We start from the raw sequence: 20,112 nt of genomic DNA on the forward strand, positions 1-20,112 counted from the left end.
ACCGGTCCGTACCGACCGGTCCACAGCGACCGGTCACGGAGGGCCGTCCGCACCGGGCCGTCCGCACGCCCCGTCCGCGCTGGTCGGTCCACGGTGGCCGGCCCATGGTGGCCGGGTGGACTCCGTCGTAGCCGCCGTTCCCGGGTTTGGCGCCGCTGTCAGTGGCGCAGTGCATTATCGGGAGCGGGAGGTGAGGCGCGTGGTGGCGTACGACTGCGAGGTGCTGGTGATCGGCGCGGGGATCGTCGGTCTGTCGACGGCGTACGCGATCACCCGCGCCGCGCCCGGCACCCGGGTCACCGTGCTGGAGAAGGAAGCGGGTCCCGCCCGCCACCAGACCGGGCGCAACAGCGGGGTCGTCCACAGCGGGATCTACTACCGCCCCGGCTCCCTCAAGGCGCGGTACGCGGTCACGGGCGCCGCCGAGATGGTCAAGTTCTGCGCCGAGCACGACGTCCCCCACGAGGTCACCGGCAAGCTGATCGTCGCCACCTCGCGCGCGGAGCTGCCCCGGCTGCACGGACTGGTCCAGCGCGGCCGGGAGAACGGCATCCCCGTGCGCGAGCTGGGCCCCGCCCAGATCACGGAGGCCGAGCCCGCCGTCCGGGGCATCGCCGCGATCCACGTCGGCACCACCGGGATCTGCGACTACGCCGCCGTCGCCCGGCGGCTCGCCGAGGCGTCCGGGGCGGAGGTCCGCTACGGCGCCGAGGTCGTCCGGATCGACCGGCGCCCCGAACGCGGGGTCGCCGTGCGCACCTCGGACGGCACGGTGCTGCGCGCCCGGGTCCTGGTGAACTGCGCGGGGCTGCACTGCGACCGGATCGCCCGGCTGACCGGCGACGATCCGGAGGTCCGGATCGTCCCGTTCCGGGGGGAGTACTACGAGCTGGCCCGGCCGGAGCTGGTGCGGGGCCTGGTCTATCCGGTGCCCGACCCCGCGTTCCCGTTCCTCGGGGTGCATCTGACGCGCGGAGTCGACGGCGGGGTGCACGTCGGGCCCAACGCCGTCCCCGCGCTGGCCCGCGAGGGGTACGAATGGCGCACCCTGGACCCCACCGAGCTGGCCGGGACGCTCGGCTGGCCCGGCTCCTGGCGGCTGGCGGGCCGCCACTGGCGGTACGGCGGCGGGGAGCTGCGCCGCTCCCTGTCGAAGCGGGCGTTCACCCGGGCGGTGCGGCGGCTGCTGCCGTCGGTCACCGCCGACGACCTGATACCGACGGCCGCCGGGGTCCGCGCGCAGGCCGTGCTGCGGGACGGCACCCTCGTCGACGACTTCCTGCTGCGCGAGGGACCCCGGGCGGTCCACGTGCTGAACGCCCCCTCCCCCGCCGCGACGGCCTCGCTCCCCATCGGCCGCGAGGTCGCGGGACGGGCGCTGCGGATGCTCGCCGCCACGGGGGACTGAGCCCCCGCCGGGACGTCCCGCCGGGCCGGGGCTCTGAGCCGGGGCTCTGAGCCGGGGCTCCGGGCCGGGGCTCCGGGCCGGGACTGTGGGCTGGGGCTGTGGGCCGGGACTGTGGGCCGGGGCTCCGGGCCGGATCGGGACTCTGGGTCTCCCGGCCGGACAAGGCGTACGGAACGTGACAGGACGGCCGATCGGATGGGGCGGCGCAGGGCGGGACGAGACGCGGCCGTCCCACGGGACCGGGCCGTTGTCGGCGGGCCACCGGGCTCGTTTCCGCCCGGAGCGCCGGGCGGTCTTCGTCTCCGCTGCCGCCTCCGCCACGGTGCGGCCCCGTGGACGGTCCGGTGGACGGCCCGTGGGAGGCGGGGGCCGGGCGGGGCTCCGTAGAATCGCAGGCACTGTGTCCGAGCATGACGAATCACCCCAGAGCCCCCCGGCCACCCGACCCGGCCCGGCCCACCCGTCCGGAGCGGCACACCCGTCCGGCCCGTCCGACGCGGCACGTCCGTCCGGTCCATCCGACTCGGCACGTCCGTCCGGTCCGTCCGGAGTTCCGGACGTTTCCGGTGGGGCCGACGCCCCTGACGCTCCCGGCGAGCCCGGTGCTCCCGGCGCGTCCGGCGCCGGATCCGCCGAGGTCGCGGGGACCGTCTCCGCCGACGGGCGCGGCGGGCCCGGGCGGTCGCGGATGTTCCCGCCCGGCGAGGGCCCCGCGCCCGACCCCGCGGGCGCCCACTTCGACCGGCGCATCCGCAGCTTCCAGCCGCGCCGCAGCCGGGTCACCCGGGGCCAGGCCGAGGCGATCCGACGGCTGTGGCCGGTGTGGGGCCTCGACGTGGACGGGAGCCGCGTCCTCGATCTGGAGGAACTGTTCGACGGGCTGCCCGTCGTCCTGGAGATCGGCTTCGGGATGGGCGAGGCGACCGCGCGGATGGCCGCCGGGGACCTCGGCACCGGAATCCTCGCGGTGGACGTGCACACCCCCGGCCAGGGCCATCTGCTGAACCTCGCCGAGGAGGCCGGGCTCACCAACGTCCGGGTCGCCAACGGTGACGCGATCATCCTGCTCACCCGGATGCTGCCGCCCGCCTCCCTGGACGGGCTGCGCGTGTACTTCCCCGACCCCTGGCCCAAGAAGCGCCACCACAAGCGGCGCATCGTCCAGCCCGAGTTCCTGACGCTCGCCGCGAGCCGGATGAAGCCCGGCGCGCTGCTGCACTGCGCCACGGACTGGGAGCCGTACGCGGAGCGGATGCTGGAGGTGCTCACCGAGCACCCCGACTTCGAGAACACCCAGCCCGACGGGGGGTTCGCGCCCCGGCCGGAGTTCCGGCCGCGCACCCGGTTCGAGGGGCAGGGGCTGGACAAGGGCCATGTGGTGCGTGACGTGCTGTTCCGCAGGTCGGCGACGGAGCGCCCGACGGACGCCGAGTAGTCGCCGGGCGGCCGTCGGGCTCCCGTCGGACAGCGGGGCGGGCGGACCGGCCGGGCGGTACGGGGCGTCGCGCGAGGCGCGGGCCGCGCCGTAGGGTCGAGGCGATGGCCACCTCCCCTGCCCGGCACCCGGCCGGAGGCGACGAGCCCCCCGGGCCCGTGCCCCCGCCCGTCCCCGGACCCGGACCCGCCCCCGTCCCCGGTCCACCGGCGCCGTCCGGGCCGGTCCCCGGTCCACCGGCGCCACCCGGGCCGGTCTCCGGTCCGCCGTCCGGTCCCGTCCCCGGCGCACCGCCACCGCCAGGGCCCACCGCCGGTCCACCGCCACCGGCCGGGCCCGCCTTCCGACCGCCGTCCGGGCCCGTCTCCCCGCCGCCGTCCGTGGGGCACCCGTCCGACGGACCGTCACCGGCCGCACCCGGCACGGAACAGTCCGCGGCACCGCCCACGGTCCACCACCCGGCACCCCCCGTGACGCCCCCCGGGGCACTGACCGGAGCGCTGACCGAGGTGGCGCGGGTGCCCTGGTGGCGGCGGCGGAAGGTGCGGACCGGCGGGCTCGCGGCGGTGCTCGCGCTGTGCGGGGTGGTGCTGCTGGCGCTGGTGCGGCAGGAGACCGGGCACGAGGGGTTCCTGGTGGGGCTGGGGCTGGCCGTGCTGCCGGTGCCGCTGCTGGTGGGCGCGTTCCGCTGGCTCGACCGGGTGGCGCCCCGGTCCTGGCGGAACACGGCCTTCTGCTTCGCGTGGGGTTCCTGTGCCGCCGCGCTCATATCGATCGTCGCGAACAGCTTCGCCACCCGCTGGATCGCGGTACGGACCGCCGACCCGCACGGCGCGGACACCCTGGGGGCCACGGTCATAGCCCCGGTGGTGGAGGAGTCCGCCAAGGCCGCCGCGATCCTGCTGATCTTCCTGTTCCGGGGGCGCGGGCTGACCCGGCTGATGGACGGGGTGGTGATCGCCGGGGTGACCGCCACCGGGTTCGCGTTCACCGAGAACGTCCTCTACCTCGGCACCGCCTTCGACACCGACCGGACCAACGGCGACGCGGGCCTGGCCTCCGTCACCGCCGTGACCTTCTTCGTCCGGGTGGTGCTGTCGCCGTTCGCGCACCCGCTCTTCACCGTGGTGACCGGCATCGGCTTCGGGCTGGCCGCGCAGGCGGCGCCCCGGCGGCGGGTGTGGCGGGTGCTCGCCCCGGTCGGCGGACTGCTGCTGGCGATGGGGCTGCACGCCCTGTGGAACGGGTCCACGACCTTCGGCGACTTCGGGTTCTTCGTGGTGTACGCGGCGTTCATGGTGCCGGTGTTCGGGCTGCTGACCTGGCTGGCGGTCTGGACCCGGCAGCGGGAGCTGCGCGCGCTCCGCGAGGAACTGCCCGCCTATGTGGCGGCGGGCTGGCTGAGCCCGCCGGAACCGCTGGCCCTCGGATCGATGCGGGGCCGTGGCGGCGCCCTGGACCACGCGCGCCACCACGGCGGCCGGGAGCTGCGGCGGGTGGTCCGCGGATACCAACGGGACGCGACCGAGCTGGCGTTCCTGCGCCGCCGGGGCGCCCTGGGCCGGGCGGGCGCCGACTTCGTCGCCGTGGAGCGGCGGTTGCTGGACGGCCTCTGGGCCCGCCGTCACGCGGTGCGCCCCGCGCTGGCCCACGCCGCGCTCCACGCCTTCCCCCGTCCCGCCCCCGGGTACGGCGCCCCCTTCCCGTACGGCGCCCCGCCTCCGCACGGGCAGCCGACCGCGTACGGGTACCCGGGCCGGGCCGCCCCGCCGACCACGTACGGCCACCCGACCGCGTACGGCCATCCGGGCCCGTACGGGCAGACCGCCGCGCACCGGCACCCGGCCCCGTACGGGCCGACGGCGGCGTACGGCCACCCGGGCCAGGCCCACCCGGCGTACGGGTCGCCGCCCGCCCATGGCCACCCGGTCCCGGCACACCCCGGGTACGGCCACCCCGTCCCGAGCCACCCCGTCGCGAGCCACCCCGTCCCGAGCCGCCCCGGGTACGGCCACCCGGGCCCCGGGGCCCCCGCCCCCGTCCACCCGGCTCCCGCGCCGCCCCGGTACGGGCAGCCCGGCACCGGCACCGGCGCACCCACCGGCGCCCCGCCGAAGACGCCCGGCCTGGGCCCGGCCACCGCGCCGGAACCGGCCGAAGCCCCCGGGGACGGGACGGTCTAGCAGTCCGCGCGGTCGCGGACGTGGATCGCGACCCGGGCCTGGTTGGCCGTCCGCTCGGCGCACCGGACGAAGTGCGCGGCGAGGACCGTCCGCTTCGCCGTCTCCACCGCCCCGGGGTCCAGCGGCTCGTCCGCCGGGCCCCGGACCACGACCACCCGGCCCCGGTGGCGCAGCAGCCGGTCCCTGACCTCCCCGGGCGGCGCCTCGACGCCGAACAGGGTGTGGGAGGCCCGGGGCGAGCGGCCCAGGCTCAGATCGGTCAGCCCGGTGAGCGCCCCGGGGTGGGCCAGGGTCCAGCCCCGGTGCGGTCCGGGGAGGAAGAGCACGCCGTCGCCCGGCCGGGACATCCGCTGGATCAACTCCGTCACGGCGCCGACGTCGCTCTTGCGGCTCTCCGGTGACCTCAGCGGCGGGCCGAGGACGATCAGCGAGGCCACGGCGGCGACGGCGGCGGTCCCGGCGGTGAGCGTCGACCAGTGGCGGTCGAGGACCGCGCCGGTCAGCAGGGCCACCCCGATGACCTGGGGCAGGACGTAACGGTCCACGTAGAGGGGGTGCAGGAAGGAGACGGCGATCAGCAGCCCCATCGGCAGGAGCAGCAGCGGGAGGGCGACCGCGCGGACCCGGCGGCCCCCGGTGGTGGTGCCCGCGCACCAGCCCAGCACCGCCAGCACCACGAGGAGGACCAGATCACCCGTCCCCGGCGGGGTGATCCAGTCGACCTGGCCGGACTGGGTGGCGCTGAACAGGGCCAGCGGGGTCAGGCCCGCCACCACGGCCAGGGCGGCGGCCCACCAGCCCCGGGGCGGGCGCGGGGCCAGCGTCACCCCGTGGGCGAGCAGCGCCAGGACCGCGAACTCGTGCAGCAGACACGCCGTCAGCATGACCACCGCGTAGGCGGGCCACCGTCGTGCGCACAGCAGCAGGGTGCCGAAGGTGACCAGCGCGCACACCAGCGCGTAGGAACGGCCTTCCTGGGCGTACCGCTGGGCGTCGGGGAGCAGGGGCAGCAACAGCCCGGCGAGGAGTCCGGCGCGGGGGCCCGCCAGTCGTCGGCCGATGAGCGCGACCCCGGCGGCGGTCGCGCACATCCCCAGGAGGGAGGGCAGTCGCAGGGGGACCAGTCCGGGGCCGGTGACCGTGAACACCCCGTGCGTCAGCAGGTAGTACAGACCGTGGACGACGTCGACGGAGAGCAGGGTCCGCACGATCTCGGACGGGTCGCGCTGGGCCATCGCGTAGGTGACCGCCTCGTCGCCCCAGAGCGTTCCCTCCCTGCGGATGCCCCAGAGCCCGAGGGCCGCCATCAGCACGGCGGGGGCGAGGGCGACCGTCCAGGCGGACGGCGTGCGGGGCGGACGGACGGGGGAACGGGGGACGGCGGCCGGACGGGACGTGCTGACGGAACCGGAAGCGGTGACCAGGCGGGACGTGCCGGCGGAAGCGGTGGCCGGGCGGGACCCGCCGACGGAACCGGGAGCGGTGGCCGGGTGAGGGGCGGCGCCGGAGCGGGGAGCGGACAGGGTGTCGTCGATCATGCGGCGAGTCCACCGGGCCCGGGGTTGATGGGCAGGTCACCGGCCCGCGTCAATCAATTCGCCTATGCTCCGGGCCGGGGGTGAGGGTGGGATGGGGCGTCGGGAGAAGCCACTCGATCCGAGTGCGGGGCCGGTCGGGGCCTTCGCGGAAGCCCTGCGGGAACTACGGCGGACGGCCGGTGCGCCCACCTACCGGGCGATGGCGGCCGGGTCCCCGTACTCCGCCTCCACCCTCTCGGCGGCGGCGTCCGGTGAGCGGCTGCCGTCCCTGCCGGTGGTCCTCGCCTACGTCCGGGCGTGCGGGGGCGATCCGGAGGGGTGGGAGCGCCGCTGGCGCGGGCTCAGGGCGGGGGAGGCGGCCCTCGCGGACGGGGCCGGGGACGGGGACGACGGCCCGTATCCCGGGCTCGCCCGCTTCGGCACCGGGGACGGGGCCCGCTTCTTCGGCCGGGACGAACTCGTCGCCGAGCTGCGGAAGCTGGTGCGGGACCGCCCGTTCACCGCGCTGGTCGGCGCCTCGGGAAGCGGGAAGTCCTCGCTGCTGCGGGCCGGGTTGGTGCCCGCGCTCCGGGAGGGGGGCGGGGACGCGTTCACCGTGATCCGGCTGCTCACCCCCGGGCCCACCCCGGCCCGTACCCATCGGGGGCTGTTCACCGAGGGCGCGTTGCTGCTGGTGGACCAGTTCGAGGAGGTGTTCACCCTCTGCCGGGACCCCGCCGAGCGGGACGCGTTCATCGCGTTGCTGACCCGGCCGGGCGTCCGGACCGTGGTCGCGGTGCGGGCCGACTTCATCGGGCGGTGCGCCGAGCGTCCGGCGCTGGCCGCCGCCCTCCGGGACACCGTGCTGGTGGTGGGCCCGATGACCCCGCCCCAGCTACGGGAGGCGGTGGTCGGACCCGCCACGGCGGAACGGCTGATCGTGGAGCGGTCCCTGACCTCGCGGATCGTCGCGGACACGGTGGACGCGCCGGGCGGGCTGCCGTTGATGGCCCACGCCCTACGGGAGGTCTGGCGCCGCCGCCGGGGCCGGACGCTCACCGAGGAGGCGTACGAGGCGATCGGCGGGGTGCGGGGCGCCCTCGCGCACACCGCGGAACGGGTGCTCGACGACTTCGACACGGACGAGGTCCATACCGCCCGGCGGCTGCTGCTCCGGCTGATCTCCCCCGGTGACGCCACCGCCGACACCCGCCGCCCGGCCCCGCGTGCCGAGTTGGCCGTCTCGCCCGGCTCCGCCCGGGTGCTGGAGCGGCTGGTCCGGGCCCGGCTGCTCACCGTCGACGACCAGACGGTCGATCTGGCGCACGAGGCCCTGATCAGCGGCTGGCCCCGGTTGCGCCAGTGGGTCGAGGAGGATCGCGAGGCGCTGCGGCTGCACCGGGGGCTGACCGAGGCCGCCCAGCGCTGGGAGGCGTGGGGGCGGGACGAGGGGGCGTTGTACCGGGGCGCTCAACTGGAGTCGGTCCGCGAGGTGTTTCACGTGAAACATGGCGCCCGGGACCTCGGGCTCACCCCGGATGAGCGGGCCTTCCTCCTCGCTTCGCTCCGCGCCCAGGACAGCGCGCTGCGCACGGCCACCCGGACCGCCCGCCGACTGCGCCTGCTCACCGTGGCGTTGTCCCTGCTGCTCTGTGTGGCGGTGGTCGCGGGACTGGCCGCCTGGCACCAGGGCGGGGTGAGCGGGCGCCGCGCGGTGGAGGCCGACGCCCGACGGCTCGCGGCGGCGGCGGAGGAGCTGCGGACCGGTGATCCGGAGCTGGCGATGCGGCTGAGTCTGGCGGCCTGGCACGCGGCGGAACTGCCGGAGACGGAACAGGCGTTGTTCGCGTCGGCCGCCCAGCCCCACACCTCGGCCTTCACCCCCGTTTCCGACGAGAGCCCGTCCCGGCACGCCTGGGAGGTGTTCACCCGGGACGGCGCCACACTGCTCCGCGTCGGCCCGGAGGCCACCGAACGCTGGGACGTGGAGCTGGCCCATCCGCTCCGGAGCGCGCCCGGCACCGGCTCCCGCACCCGCTGGATCCGGGACGTGAGCCCGGACGGCCGGACCGCCGCCATCGCCACCCCGGACGGAACGCGGCTGTGGGACCTGGGCTCGGCGCGGTTCACCACCCCGGGCCTCGGGCCCGGGAGGAGGACGGCGGACGCCTGGTTCGGCCCCGGCGGACGGACCGTCGCCACCCATGCCCGTGACCGCCCCTTCCAGCTGTGGTCCACGAGCACCGGGCGGAACCTGCTCCGTACCCCCGCCGTACGCTCGGGGGAGCTGAACAAGGTGGCCCTCTCCCCCGACGACCGGTTGGCGGCCTTCTGCCCGGACGACGACCCCCTCCAGCTCTGGGACGTCCGCGAACGCCGTCGGCTGCCCGCGCGCTGGGCGACCGGGGCCGACTGCCGCCGGGGCGACGAACTGGTCTTCACCCCGGACGGCCGGGCCCTGGCCTTCCCCGGTCCCGACGGACTGCGGGTCCGGGAGGCTCGCACCGGCCGGGAGCGATGGCGGATCCGGACGGAGGGCGAGCCGAGCGTGGCGTTCGGCGCGGACGGCTCCCACGTCGCGACGCTCACGGCCGGGGTCCTCCGGCTGTGGCGGACCGACGAGCCGACCGTCCCCGTCCTCCAGGTGCCCACGGGGACGACCGCCCACGCCCCGCGCCTCGACCTGACCAGCGGCACCCTCCGCTACCGGGAGGGTGCGCCGCCCCGGACGACGGTACGGACCGTCCGCTTCGACCCAGCCCGCCTCCGCACCCGCGAACGCCCGCTCATCGTGGCGGCCGGGTTCAGCCCGGACGGTGGCTCCCTGCTGACCGCCCGGCCGGGAACGCACCAGCTCAGGGACGCCCGGGGAAAGCTCCGGCGGAGCCTCGACGCGCCGGACGACTGCGGGCCCGGCTGCGCCGCCCGGTTCGGCTTCCAGGGCGACGGACGGCGCTTCGCCCAGGTGGACGGCCGGGGCCGGGTGGTCGTCCGGGACGCGCGCGACGGCCGGGCCGTGGTGACCCTGCCCGCGCGCTCCGGGATCACCGGTCTGGTGCTCGGCTGGCACGGCAGCCGGGTGTCCGTCTCCCGGGCCTCCCCCGACCTGGTGACGACGACGTCCTCCGCGCTCCTGCCCCACGGTCCGGCGGACGCCTCCGCGCCGGGCCGTCCCCGCTGGTCGCCCCCGCGCCCGATGGACGGCGCCCTGCTGGCGAGCGGCCCGGGGCTCCCCCTGTTCACGGACCGCCGACAGCGGCTGGACCCCGACGGGGGCGTTCCCGAAGAGCTGATGGACGGCGAGGGAACCCCCGTGGCGGTGGCGTTCGCCCCGGACCGGGCCCATATGGCGATGATCGACCAGACCGGACGGATCACGCTCTGGGACGGTCTGGGCGCACTGCGGCTGGCCGTGCTCTCCCCGGGCGGCGAACGCCCGTCCGGGGGCGGTTCGGCCCTGGCGTTCTCACCCGACGGCCGGACCCTCGCCGCCGGGGACGAGGACGGCGAGCTACGGCTGTGGGACCTCGCCGCGCCGGACCGGGCGGGCCGGCCGCTGCCCCGCGCGGACGGCCCGGTGCTCGCCCTGGCCTTCGCCCCGGACGGCCGGGGACTGACCGTCACCACCCCGCACACGGCGGCCCGGCGGTATCCGCTCTCCGCCGACGCGGCGGCCCGGACGGTCTGCGCCCGGGTGCGGGGCGGCCTGGACCGGGCGGAGTGGGGGCGGCGCCTGCCCGGCGTCCCCTACCGGACGCTCTGTCCTAGCTGGCCGGAACTCCGGCCCCAGGACGGTTTCGAGGTCGTCTGGCGGGACGGCGGATGGATCGACCTCGAAGACGGCGTCGCCCACCCCGCCCGGACCCCGGACCGACGGCGCGACCGGTCCCGCCACGGCAGCGGGCGGCGCGACCGGTCCGGGTCCCGTGACGGCGTCAGGCGGACGCCTCGCTGAGCAGCGAGAGTTCGGCGTCCGTCAGCTCCAGCTCCGCCATCGCGAGGAGCGCGGGGAGCTGTTCGGGGGTGCGGGCGCTCGCCAGCGGGGCGGCGATCGTCGGACGGGAGGCCAGCCAGGCGAGGGCGACCGTGGCGACCTCGGCACCGCGCTCGGCGGCGACGGTGTCGAGGGCCGCGAGCACCCGCGGGCCGCGCTCGGTGGACAGATGGCGGGAGGCCGAACCGGAGCGGGCGCTGTCGACGGTGGCGCCCGGCCGGTACTTGCCGGTGAGGAAGCCGGAGGCGAGCGCGAAGTAGGGGACGGACGCCAGCCCGGACCGGGAGGCGACCTCCCGCAGCCCGTTCTCGTAGCCGCTCCGGGCGACCAGGCTGTACTCGGGCTGGAGGACCGCGTACCGGGTCAGTCCCTCGCGGTCGGCGAAGTCCAGGGACTCCTGGAGCCGTTCGGGGGTGAGGTTGGAGGCGGCCACGGCCCGGACCTTGCCCGCGCGCACCAGGTCGTCCAGCGCGGTGACGATCTCCTCGACGGGGACGGTCACATCGTCGAAGTGCGTGTAGTACAGGTCGATGTAGTCGGTGCCGAGCCGGGTGAGGGAGGCGTCCGCGGCGGCCTTGATGGTGGTGGCGGACAGCCCCTTGTACTCGGGGTGGGAACCGACCTTGGTGGCGATGACGACGTCGTCGCGGTTGCCGCGCGCGGCGACCCACCGGCCGATCAGCGTCTCGGACTCGCCGCCCTGGTTGCCGTCCGCCCAGGCGGAGTAGGAGTCGGCGGTGTCCACGAAGTTGCCGCCCGCGCCCGTGTAGGCGTCGAGGACGGCGAAGGTCTGGGAGGTGTCCGCGGTCCAGCCGAAGACGTTGCCGCCGAGGGCGAGGGGGAAGACGTCGATGCCGGAGGGGCCGAGCGGGCGCAGAGAGGTCATGCCCGTAGTCAACACCGGTGCGCGCCCGGGTCTTCCGTCGGGACCGTGGGACTTGGGGGGGGAGGCCGGTGGAACTCCCGGAACCCGGGGGAACCCCCGGAAGACCCGGTGGAACCTCCGAGGGGGGGGACCGACGGCCCTGACGTCGGGGGATGAGCGTCAGGGCCGCCGGAACTCCGGGCGTGGGGGGAACCGTCGGGGAACCGGGGCCGCCGGGGGTACGGACGGCCGCGCGGTCCCCGTCGAAGTGGGGAACGACGGGCTCCGGAGACCGTCCCGGCGCACGGGGGCGAGGGTGCCCCGGCGCACCGGGAAGTCAGGGACGGAGTGACCGTGGATCAGAGGGGTACGGCGTGGCCGTACGGTCAGAGACCGAGGCCCTTGCCGCGCAGATAGGCGGCCGGGTCGACGCCCCCGCCGCCACCGGGGTGGACCTCCAGGTGGAGGTGGGAGGCGGTGGACTTGCCGGTGGAGCCGACACGGCCGATGACCTCGCCGGTGGCGACCTTCTGACCGGCGCTCACGTTCATGGACGACTGGTGGGCGTACCAGATCTCGGTGCCGTCGTTGAGGGTGAGGATCGTGAAGTAGCCGTACGAGTTGTGCCAGCCGGCCTGGGTGATGGTGCCGCTGCCGACGGCCTTCAGCGGGGTGCCCGTCGGGGCGGCGAAGTCGAGGCCGGTGTGCGCGCCGGACGACCAGATGGCGCCGGCCTGCCCGAAGGTCGCGGTGAGCGAGTAGCCGGAGAGCGGGAGGACGAAGCTTCCGGCCAGCTTGGCCAGCCGCTCCTTCTCCGCCTTCTCGGCCTGCTCCGCCTTGGCCTTGGCCTCGGCAGCCGCCTTCTTGCGCTCCGCTTCCGCCTTGGCCCTGGCCTTCTCCTTGGCCTTCGCCTTGGCTTCGGCGTCCGCCTTGGCCTTCGCCTTGGCCTCCGCGTCGGCGGCGTCCTTGAGGGCCTTCTTCGCGGCGGCCTTCTCGGCGGCGGCGCGGGTGGCGGCGTCGGCCTGGTCCTGCTGCTGCTCGGCCTGCTGCATGATGCGGGCCCGCAGCGCCTCGCCCGCGTCGGTGGCGCCCTCGGCGGCGTCGGCGGAGGTGATGCCCGCGCCGGTCAGCGGGGCGGCGGCGGTGGTGGTGTCGGCCTCGGGCTCCTCGGAGTCCCCGGGCATGATCGAGCCGAAGTCCGGCATCGATATCTGGATGGCGGGCTTGCCGCCCTGCGCGGTGGCGATGCCGCCCGCGCCGACGGCGGCGATGACGCCGACGCCCAGGACCGTGGAGCTACGGGCGAGTCCGCCGCGCTGCTTGGCGACGCGGTGCTTGCCGCGCACGGGCCGGACGGTGTCCGCGGTCGGGTTCCAGACCTCCCGCACCTCGCCCTCGGTGACCTCGGGGCCGTAGACGCGACCGTAGGGGGAGTAAGCCCCGTCCTCGGCCGTGTTCGGCGCGTAGGGAGCTTCGGGGGCAGGCCGATTGGACGCCACTGAGGCGTACTCCTTCCTTCCTTCTCGCCTACCGGGTTAGCTGACGGGTTCGGAGCAGGAAGGTCTCCTACGGGCAGCCTCGCGAGAGGGCCGTCCGATTCACCCCATGGTGGTGGTTCCCCGGTTCCCTCGCGGGATTCGGCGCGTGCGCGCGGAGCCGACTCTGTGACGGCTGGGACGACCGCGCTGCGTTATCGAACGTTAATAGACCCGGGGGCCTGATTCCAAGCGCTTCCGGTTGATCATTAACGCCCATGACGGGGACTTATCGGGACACGGGCGGGCGGAACCGGGCGAGTTGACGGTCGAAGATTATTCCCCGGTGCGCCAAACTTTCTTTGACGGATACTCAGTCGTTATCGGACCGCGAGCCGTCGACTACGGGCGGTGAGATCCGGGCCGGGGCCGCCGCCCCACGAGCACCGAGCCGCCCCCGGGGGCCTGGAGCGCCCGGGGGCCCCGGGGGCCACGCCGTCCCCGACCGACCACCGCCGCAACCGCAATCGGGGCCGGGGCCGAGGCCGAGGGTGGGCACCCGGGGGGGGTGCCGTCTCACGGACGGCGCACGGCGAGGAGGGCCATGTCGTCCTCCGGCCCCGCGCCCGTGTGCAGCAGGACCGCCCCGGTGACGGACGTCAGCAGCGCGTCCGGCCCCACGAAGGTCCGCCCGCCGAGCCAGAGCACCGGATCGAAGAACTCCCCGCGCGCGTCCCGGGCCTCGGACAGCCCGTCGGTGTACACGAGCAGACAGGCCCCGGGCGGGAAGGCCACCTCCTCGCAGAGGTCCGGCCACACCCCGAGGTCGGCCATCCCCAACGGCAGCGCCGGAAGCGCCGGCACCAGCACCGTCAGCCCGCCGTCCGGGGCGAGCAGCAGCGGCGGCGGATGCCCCCGGTTGAGGATCCGGACGACGTCACGGCCGTGCGGCAGTTCGGCGAGGACGGCGGTGGTGAACCCCTCAAAGAGGTCGACCTCGCGACGTCGCACCTCCTCCCGGGCGAGGGCGCGTTCGAGGCGGCGGGCCACCGCTTCCAGGTCCGCCTCCTGCTCGGCGGCCTCGCGGAACGCCCCGATCAGCACGGCGACGGCGGAGACCGCGTTCATCCCCTTACCCCGGACGTCCCCGACCACCAGCCGGACGCCGTGCGGGGTGTCCTGCACCGCGTACAGGTCGCCGCCGATGGACGCGTCGGCCTGGGCGGCCTCGTAGCGCGCGGCGATGTCCAGCCCGCCGATCCGTTCGGCCGGCTCCGGGAGCACGGCCCGCTGGGCGGCCTCCGCGATCTCCCGCGCGGACGCCAGCCGGGCGTCGCTGCGGCGGGTGAGGCGGTTGATGACGACGGCGAGCACGGACACCGTCACGATCGTGGCCAGGTCGGTGACGGACTCGGCGCGGCCCAGGGCGCCGTCCTCGATCCGCTCGCCGATGGCGGCGGCACAGGCGGCCAGCCCGACGGCGACCGTGCCGCGCCTCCCGTAGAACGGGGCCGCGGCGAGCGGGGCGGCGGCGAACAGCGGGGCTGCGGTGAAGCGCGCCGGGGTCAGCTCGTCGTAGAACACTCCCGCGACGATCAGCAGCACGGGCAGCGCCCGGACGAGCCGTCCGACCCAGCCCGAGGGAGTCCCGGTGGGGACCGCCGGGCGTCCGGTCGCGGGGGCCGGGGGCCCGTCGCCGGTCGGTTCACCTCCGTGGCCCACGTACCGTCTCCCGCCGCCTTCCGTCCGCTCACCCCAGGCTTGCCCGCGCCTCCCCGGGGGGCGAGCCGTGCGGAGCCGTACGGGTGAGCGGACCGCGCGGGGCCGCGCGCGCCCATCGGCCGGGCACCCGGGCACGCACCCGCCGGACATACGGGCACGCATCGGCCGGGCATACGACGAGGGGCCCGGAAGTCGATGACTTCCGGGCCCCTCGTACTGAGTAGCGGGGACAGGATTTGAACCTGCGACCTCTGGGTTATGAGCCCAGCGAGCTACCGAGCTGCTCCACCCCGCGTCGGTAAACCCAACTCTACACCACGTCAGAGGTGGTCCCTCACCACTTTCCGCCCGCTCCCCCCGTCGCTCCGTCCCCGCCGCGCGCGGACGCACCACCGCACGCCCCGCACCCCTCCCGTCGCGCCCCGCACCAGGGGGTCAACGCCGGAGGCGGCGGGGCTGCCCGGTTCGGGTGGCGTCGTGCCGGAACCCCGGCGTGGGGCCACCCGGTCGGTCATCCTGGGCCCATGAGTGACGAGACCTGCCCGGCCTGCGGCGGCACCGGACTCACCGAACACGAACGGCACACGGTGGAGACCGACGAAGAGGGCCGCCAGCAACCCGTCGTCCGACGCTGGACCGGGGCCTGCGGAACCTGCTCCGGGACCGGTCAATCCCACTAGGAGTCCCCATGCGTACGTGGTACATCTGCCTGGGCTGCGCCGCCCGGTACCTACCGCCCGACCCCGTCCCGCCGACCGCGCGCCGCGCCCCTCCCGGGAAGCCCGCCGGGTCCCCTCCCGGGAAGCCAGCCGGAAGGCCCGGCGGGGCACCCGCCCCCCTCCCGGCGATGCCCCAGACCGCGCCCCAGACCGGCGCCCGGACCGGGGCCTCGACCGGGGCCTCGGCGGCCTCCCGGCCGATGAGCCCGGTCGCCTGTCCGGAACCGGGTTGCCGCGAGAAGGCCGCGCGGATCGTCGACAGCATCGGGGTGCCCGCCGAGACCGTCGCGCGCTGGGCCCGCAGGGCGGCCGGACTCGACGGCGACCGGCGCACCGGACGCGGCCACCGCCCCGCACGGGGCCGCCGCGCGGCGGCGGGCCCGGGAGCGGCCCGCAGCAAACTCCTCTGACCGGCCCCGCGCGGAACCGCCCGGGAAGGCCGCCGGAGACGCGACGGGACCGCACCCGCCCCGTCCACTGGAGGCCATGGGGTCACGGGGACCACAGGACCCGCTGAGAGGACCGGACCCGCCAAGAGCCCGAGGCCCCGAAAGGACCAGACAAGCCGGGAAGCCCAGCGGGACCGAGGGACCGGAGGAACCGGTGGGACCGGTGGGACCGGTGGGACCGGAGGAACCGGAAAAGCACGGAGGCACCGGGAAGCGCCCAAGGACCCCGGATCGGGATCAGGCTCAAGCTCAGGCTCAGGCGGCGAGTCCCGCGAGGAACTCGCGCAGCGCGTCCCGCAGCACCTCCGGACGCTCCAGATGGACGTCGTGCCCCGTCCCCGGAACGCTCAGGGCCACGGTCGCGGCGGGCCGTCGCCGGAACATCCCGTCGACGTCCCTGGGCGGGATGATCCCGGACTGGCCGAGGACGGCCAGGGTCGGGCAGTCGACCCGCGACCACTCGTCCCAGAAGGACCGCCGCGCGTTCTCCGCCAGCGACCCGACCATCACCTCGCGCTCGAACCCGGGCCACCAGCCGCCGTCGCGCTCCACCAGACCGGCCGCCCAGCCCTCGCCGACCGGACCTCCGCCGAAGAACGCGACGGCGGCCTCCCGCGACGGGAACGGCCTGGGCCAGGAGTCGAGCCACCCCCCGATCTCCTTCTGCACCCCGGGGCTAGGACCGCCCGGCCCGGCCTCCACCAGAACGAGCCCACGGAAGAGCCCGGGGTGCGCGGCGGCGGCGAGCAGGGCGGTGTGGCCCCCCAGCGACTGGCCCACCAGGACGGGACGCTCCAGCCCGAGCCGCTCCACCACGGCGACGACGTCCGCGACGTACGCGGCCCGGGAGACGTCCCCCGGCCTGCGCTCGCTGGCACCGTGACCGCGCTGGTCCACGGCGACGACCCGGTGACGGGGGCTCAGACCACGGGCGATGACGTCCCACTCGCCGGCGTGCCCGGCCAGCCCGTGCAACAGGACGACGGGCGCCCCCGCCCCTCCCCAGTCCCGACAGGAGACACGCACGCCCGCACGGACGACGATCCGCTCCGACCAGTCCACACGACTCCTCCGGTTGGGAAGGCCGTCACCGGTGGCGAGGGCCGGGGTCACGGCGTGCCCACCCCGCGCCGCCGGGCGGCCCGGGCAGCTTGGGCGGGCACCCACGAGCGGACCTGGGAGGGATGGACGTAGAGCACATGGGGATTGCGACTGTGCGGCCCGTAGCCGCTGGTCGCGGAGACCAGGAGGTAAGCGCCCGGCGGGACGTGCCACTCCCAGAACCACGCGTCCTGCCGGAGCCCGGTGTCGCACCAGGTGATGACGGCCTTCGAACCCCGACGCGCCCGTTGGTAGACCCGGGTCACCTGGAGGAGGTGCCCGTCACCGACCGCGCGCCGCCGCTGGAAGTTGTTCCACTGGGCGATCAGCCGGGCGTCCCGCTTCCGCCGCGAGCGCAGCCGCACCGCGACGACGACCACGCCCCCGACGCCCATCACGAGCAGCAGACCGGGGCTGATGTCCATGACACCCATTCTGCCCACACCCCCACGCCCGGTCAGTACCGGGCCGTGGACAAGGAGGACGTCCGCCGCGCACCCGCCCCGATCCGCCCCGGACTCGTCCCGACACGGCTTCGCCCCCTCCGACAGACGCGGAGGGGTGGTCCAACCCAGGCTGGCTGAACATCATCATCAGCCTGGCTATCGCCATTCTCTCCTGACAGCCCGACCCCAGCGGGCCGCGCCTACTGGGGTCACGTGGCCTCGGTTCATCCGCCCAAGATCCAACCGGGCCCCTCGGGACTGTCGAGCCAAGCTCGCTGGCTCTCCGAGGTGATGGTGACTCCGTAGCGGTCCGGGGTGGGACGGTCCTCGATCCGGTAGGTCCGGTAAGCCTCTTCGAGGGCGGCCCAGAGGGGGCGGGGGCCCGCCTCGGTGACGGTGGTGTCGGGGTAGGCGTGGGCGATGGAGCCGTCAGGGTGCCAGACCCGGGCTCCCGTGATCTCACCGCTCTCACTCAGGTCGTACTGCCAGGTGAGACCAGGTACGGCGATGCCCGCGAGGAAACGGAAGTGGTTGTCGGCGATGGTCGCGGCGAGGAGGGTGGAGGGACGCCCGGGGCCGGTCGGTAGTGGTGGGCGGCGAGTCGGGAGGCCGTCGGCCGAGGTGTGGCGTAGTGGCATGAAGAAGGCACCGTGCGGGAGGAAGCGACCGGTGGCGGCACCGGGGCCCGTGGGGTGGACGCGGGCCAGGGCATTACCCAAGGGGGCGAGGAGGAAGCCGTCGTCCGTGAGCTGCTGGAGCAGGGCCGGAGGCACCGAGCTGAGGCCGCAGGTGACGATGACGCGGTCGTAGGGGGCGCGGTCGGACACTCCGAGGGAACCGTCGCCGGTGATCACGGTCGGTTGGTATCCGGCGGTGGCCAGACGTTCGCGAGCGGGGCCCGTGATGTCCTCGGTGATGTCGACGGTGGTGACGTGGTCGTCGCCGAGGCGGTGGGCGAGGAGGGCCGCGTTGTAGCCGGTACCGGCTCCGACCTCCAGGACGTTCATCCCCTCCCTCACGGCGAGTGCTTCGAGCATGGTGGCCATGAGGGACGGTTGCGAGCTGGAGGAGGTCGCCGCGCCGTCCGTACGGTGGGTGACCAGGCTGCGGTCTTCGTGGACGGCGGCGAACCACCGGTCGTCGCCGGAGATCCGCTCTCCAGAAGGCGCGTAGAAGTACGGGACGAAGACGTGCCGGGGGACCTCCTCGAAGGCTCGGCGCCATTCGGGGTCTCTGAGGTCACCCGCGTCCACCAGGGTTCGGGCGAGGGCGCGGCGGGCTTCTGCGGCCCGGGTCGGCAGGTCATCCGTGGTCATGGGTGGATGGTGCCTTTCTGGAGGAGGTCGGCGATGGCGTGGGTGATCGGTTCGCGAGTGGGTTCGATCCAGGCCCACTGGCCGCCCGCGTTGACGTCGACCAGGTGGTGCGCGCCCCGGGCGTCCACGATGAAGTCCAAGGCGGCGAAGACCAGGCCGAGGCGGCGCGTCATCTCGCGTACCGCGTCCGCGATCGAGGCGGGCAGGTCGATGGCGGTGTGGGTGAAGGCATCGGAGTCCTGACGCCAGTCCGGCCCGGTGTGCCCGGCCGGGGCCTGGATCGCGGCGGCGAACAGCCGTCCGGCGACGACCGCGACGCGGACCTCGTACGCCCGGTCGATGATCTCCCGCTGGAAGAGGTGTGCGGTCAGCGCGATCCGGGGATCTGCCCACTGTTCCTCGGGAACCCGGCGGGTGTAGAGCTGGCCCCGGGTGCCGCCCTCGGTGTGCACGATCCCACCCAACACCTTCGTCACGATGCGCCCACCGCACCGCCGGGCAAAAGGTGGAACGGCGGCCGGGTCGTTGGTGATCAGCGTCTCCGGTACCTGGAGCCCGCTGGCGGCAGCGGCGGCCAGGTGCACCGGCTTGGTGCAGTCGACGTTCGTCTGCGGGCGGTTCACCCACAGCACCCCGGGCAGCGAGCCGAGGACAGTGATCGCCCGCTTGGCCTGCCCGACGGCGAACCGGCGCTCCGGGCCACTCATCGACTCCGGCAGTTCGTGGACCGTGGGTTTGCGCCACCACACCGCCCGCAGCTCCGACAAGTCGACGCCTCGGGTGTCGTCATGCAGGGAGCCGGTCCAGCGGCCGTCCGCTCCCAGTTCCGTGCGCAAGGACGTACGGGTGGGGAAGTCGGCGAGATCGGTCCGCCAGAACGGGACCCCGCGTTCGTTCAGTTCCCGTAGGACGAAGTCCGCGGTGGGGTCCAGGGCGTGGGTGACGACGAGCACGCGCGGCGGGAGTCCGCCGCGCGTGCCCTGACTGACGCGGAACGTCATCAGTCGTCGTACTCGTCGTCGTTCTGGTCCGTGTCGACGGCGATGGCGTCCTTGCCGTCCGACTCGGTGTTGCAGGAGGTCTTGCTCATGGTCGGGTGGGTATCGGCCGGGAGGCCGTCGACCAGGGAGAGCTGAGTGACCGGGTCGATGGTGAGCACCGGGCGGCGACCGTGGACCGGCACCGGGCCGGTCAGGCTGTCCAGACCGAACGGGCGGGTCGCGACCGGTCCGGCGGGCTCGGTGGCGATCTCGTGGGAGAGGGACGGGACGCGTTCCAGCAACAGGGACATGGATTCCCCTTTCCTGGTGGGTGATGGTGCTCGGGTGTTCCCGGGCCAGCTGGACCGGGAACGGGTGGGTGTGCGCCGGGGCAGGGCGTGGAAGTTCCTCAGTGCGTGCCTGCCGCTCGGTGGCGGATGGCTGACCGTTACAGGAAACCGCCGGAACCTGCGGGACGGCCAGGAAGCCCGACGGCCACACT

15 protein-coding genes, 1 tRNA gene and 1 riboswitch are annotated in these 20,112 nt (G+C 75.2%); of the genes, 6 read left to right on the forward strand and 10 right to left on the reverse strand.

What is annotated here, in order from left to right; genetic code table 11:
- Positions 1-169: 169 nt before the first annotated feature.
- From lhgO to ACVWNX_RS15520, 3 genes are all read left to right on the forward strand, one after another.
- Entirely contained in the window at positions 170-1,408 is a 1,239-nt protein-coding gene (gene lhgO, locus ACVWNX_RS15510) for an L-2-hydroxyglutarate oxidase (RefSeq protein WP_454414511.1), read from the forward strand.
- A gap of 688 nt (positions 1,409-2,096) precedes the next feature.
- Complete coding sequence (gene trmB / locus ACVWNX_RS15515) at positions 2,097-2,843, forward strand: tRNA (guanosine(46)-N7)-methyltransferase TrmB (RefSeq protein WP_454414512.1); 747 nt, start codon at positions 2,097-2,099, stop codon at positions 2,841-2,843.
- 470 nt (positions 2,844-3,313) lie between these two features.
- A complete protein-coding gene (locus tag ACVWNX_RS15520) occupies positions 3,314-5,026 on the forward strand; it encodes a PrsW family intramembrane metalloprotease (RefSeq protein WP_454414513.1) in 1,713 nt (570 codons plus the stop codon).
- Here the strand turns inward: ACVWNX_RS15520 and ACVWNX_RS15525 are convergent.
- Positions 5,023-6,564: a hypothetical protein gene (locus tag ACVWNX_RS15525; protein WP_454414514.1), complete on the reverse strand. Its 1,542-nt coding sequence runs from the start codon at positions 6,562-6,564 to the stop codon at positions 5,023-5,025. The two genes, ACVWNX_RS15520 and ACVWNX_RS15525, sit on opposite strands and share 4 nt — an antisense overlap.
- A gap of 91 nt (positions 6,565-6,655) precedes the next feature.
- Between ACVWNX_RS15525 and ACVWNX_RS15530 the strand changes: the two genes are divergently transcribed.
- A complete protein-coding gene (locus ACVWNX_RS15530) occupies positions 6,656-10,498 on the forward strand; it encodes an nSTAND1 domain-containing NTPase (RefSeq protein ID WP_454414515.1) in 3,843 nt (1,280 codons plus the stop codon).
- Here the strand turns inward: ACVWNX_RS15530 and ACVWNX_RS15535 are convergent.
- From ACVWNX_RS15535 to ACVWNX_RS15550, 4 genes are all read right to left on the reverse strand, one after another.
- Positions 10,479-11,423 carry an aldo/keto reductase gene (locus tag ACVWNX_RS15535; protein WP_454414516.1) on the reverse strand — a complete coding sequence of 315 codons (945 nt, stop codon included), beginning with the start codon at positions 11,421-11,423 and terminating at the stop codon, positions 10,479-10,481. The genes ACVWNX_RS15530 and ACVWNX_RS15535 overlap by 20 nt on opposite strands.
- Positions 11,424-11,788: 365 nt before the next feature.
- Positions 11,789-12,901 (reverse strand): M23 family metallopeptidase, encoded by a 1,113-nt coding sequence (locus ACVWNX_RS15540; protein WP_454414517.1) that lies wholly within the window; start codon positions 12,899-12,901, stop codon positions 11,789-11,791.
- 10 nt (positions 12,902-12,911) lie between these two features.
- Positions 12,912-13,055: riboswitch (cyclic di-AMP (ydaO/yuaA leader) on the reverse strand.
- A gap of 398 nt (positions 13,056-13,453) precedes the next feature.
- A complete protein-coding gene (locus ACVWNX_RS15545; protein WP_454414518.1) occupies positions 13,454-14,599 on the reverse strand; it encodes a PP2C family protein-serine/threonine phosphatase in 1,146 nt (381 codons plus the stop codon).
- A 221-nt stretch (positions 14,600-14,820) separates the two neighbouring features.
- A tRNA-Met gene (locus tag ACVWNX_RS15550) sits at positions 14,821-14,894 on the reverse strand.
- Between the two features lie 229 nt (positions 14,895-15,123).
- Between ACVWNX_RS15550 and ACVWNX_RS15555 the strand changes: the two genes are divergently transcribed.
- The gene (locus ACVWNX_RS15555; protein WP_454414519.1) at positions 15,124-15,279 is read left to right on the forward strand and encodes a hypothetical protein; all 156 of its coding nucleotides are present in this window, start codon (positions 15,124-15,126) and stop codon (positions 15,277-15,279) included.
- Positions 15,280-15,446: 167 nt separating this feature from the next.
- Entirely contained in the window at positions 15,447-15,728 is a 282-nt protein-coding gene (locus tag ACVWNX_RS15560) for a hypothetical protein (protein WP_454414520.1), read from the forward strand.
- Between the two features lie 294 nt (positions 15,729-16,022).
- On the opposite strand, the gene ACVWNX_RS15565 is transcribed toward ACVWNX_RS15560, so the two are convergent.
- From ACVWNX_RS15565 to tgmA, 5 genes are all read right to left on the reverse strand, one after another.
- Positions 16,023-16,829, reverse strand: a complete 807-nt coding sequence (locus tag ACVWNX_RS15565) for an alpha/beta fold hydrolase (protein ID WP_454414521.1) — start codon at positions 16,827-16,829, stop codon at positions 16,023-16,025.
- A 47-nt stretch (positions 16,830-16,876) separates the two neighbouring features.
- The gene (locus tag ACVWNX_RS15570; RefSeq protein WP_454414522.1) at positions 16,877-17,293 is read right to left on the reverse strand and encodes a hypothetical protein; all 417 of its coding nucleotides are present in this window, start codon (positions 17,291-17,293) and stop codon (positions 16,877-16,879) included.
- A 245-nt stretch (positions 17,294-17,538) separates the two neighbouring features.
- The gene (locus ACVWNX_RS15575; protein WP_454414523.1) at positions 17,539-18,630 is read right to left on the reverse strand and encodes a methyltransferase domain-containing protein; all 1,092 of its coding nucleotides are present in this window, start codon (positions 18,628-18,630) and stop codon (positions 17,539-17,541) included.
- Positions 18,627-19,631, reverse strand: a complete 1,005-nt coding sequence (locus tag ACVWNX_RS15580) for an MvdC/MvdD family ATP grasp protein (protein ID WP_454414524.1) — start codon at positions 19,629-19,631, stop codon at positions 18,627-18,629. The genes ACVWNX_RS15575 and ACVWNX_RS15580 overlap by 4 nt, the downstream gene beginning before the upstream one ends.
- Positions 19,631-19,921, reverse strand: a complete 291-nt coding sequence (gene tgmA / locus ACVWNX_RS15585; protein WP_454414525.1) for a putative ATP-grasp-modified RiPP — start codon at positions 19,919-19,921, stop codon at positions 19,631-19,633. The genes ACVWNX_RS15580 and tgmA overlap by 1 nt, the downstream gene beginning before the upstream one ends.
- Between the last annotated feature and the right edge of the window lie 191 nt (positions 19,922-20,112).

The sequence above is a fragment of the Streptomyces sp. JNUCC 64 genome, from assembly GCF_054484115.1.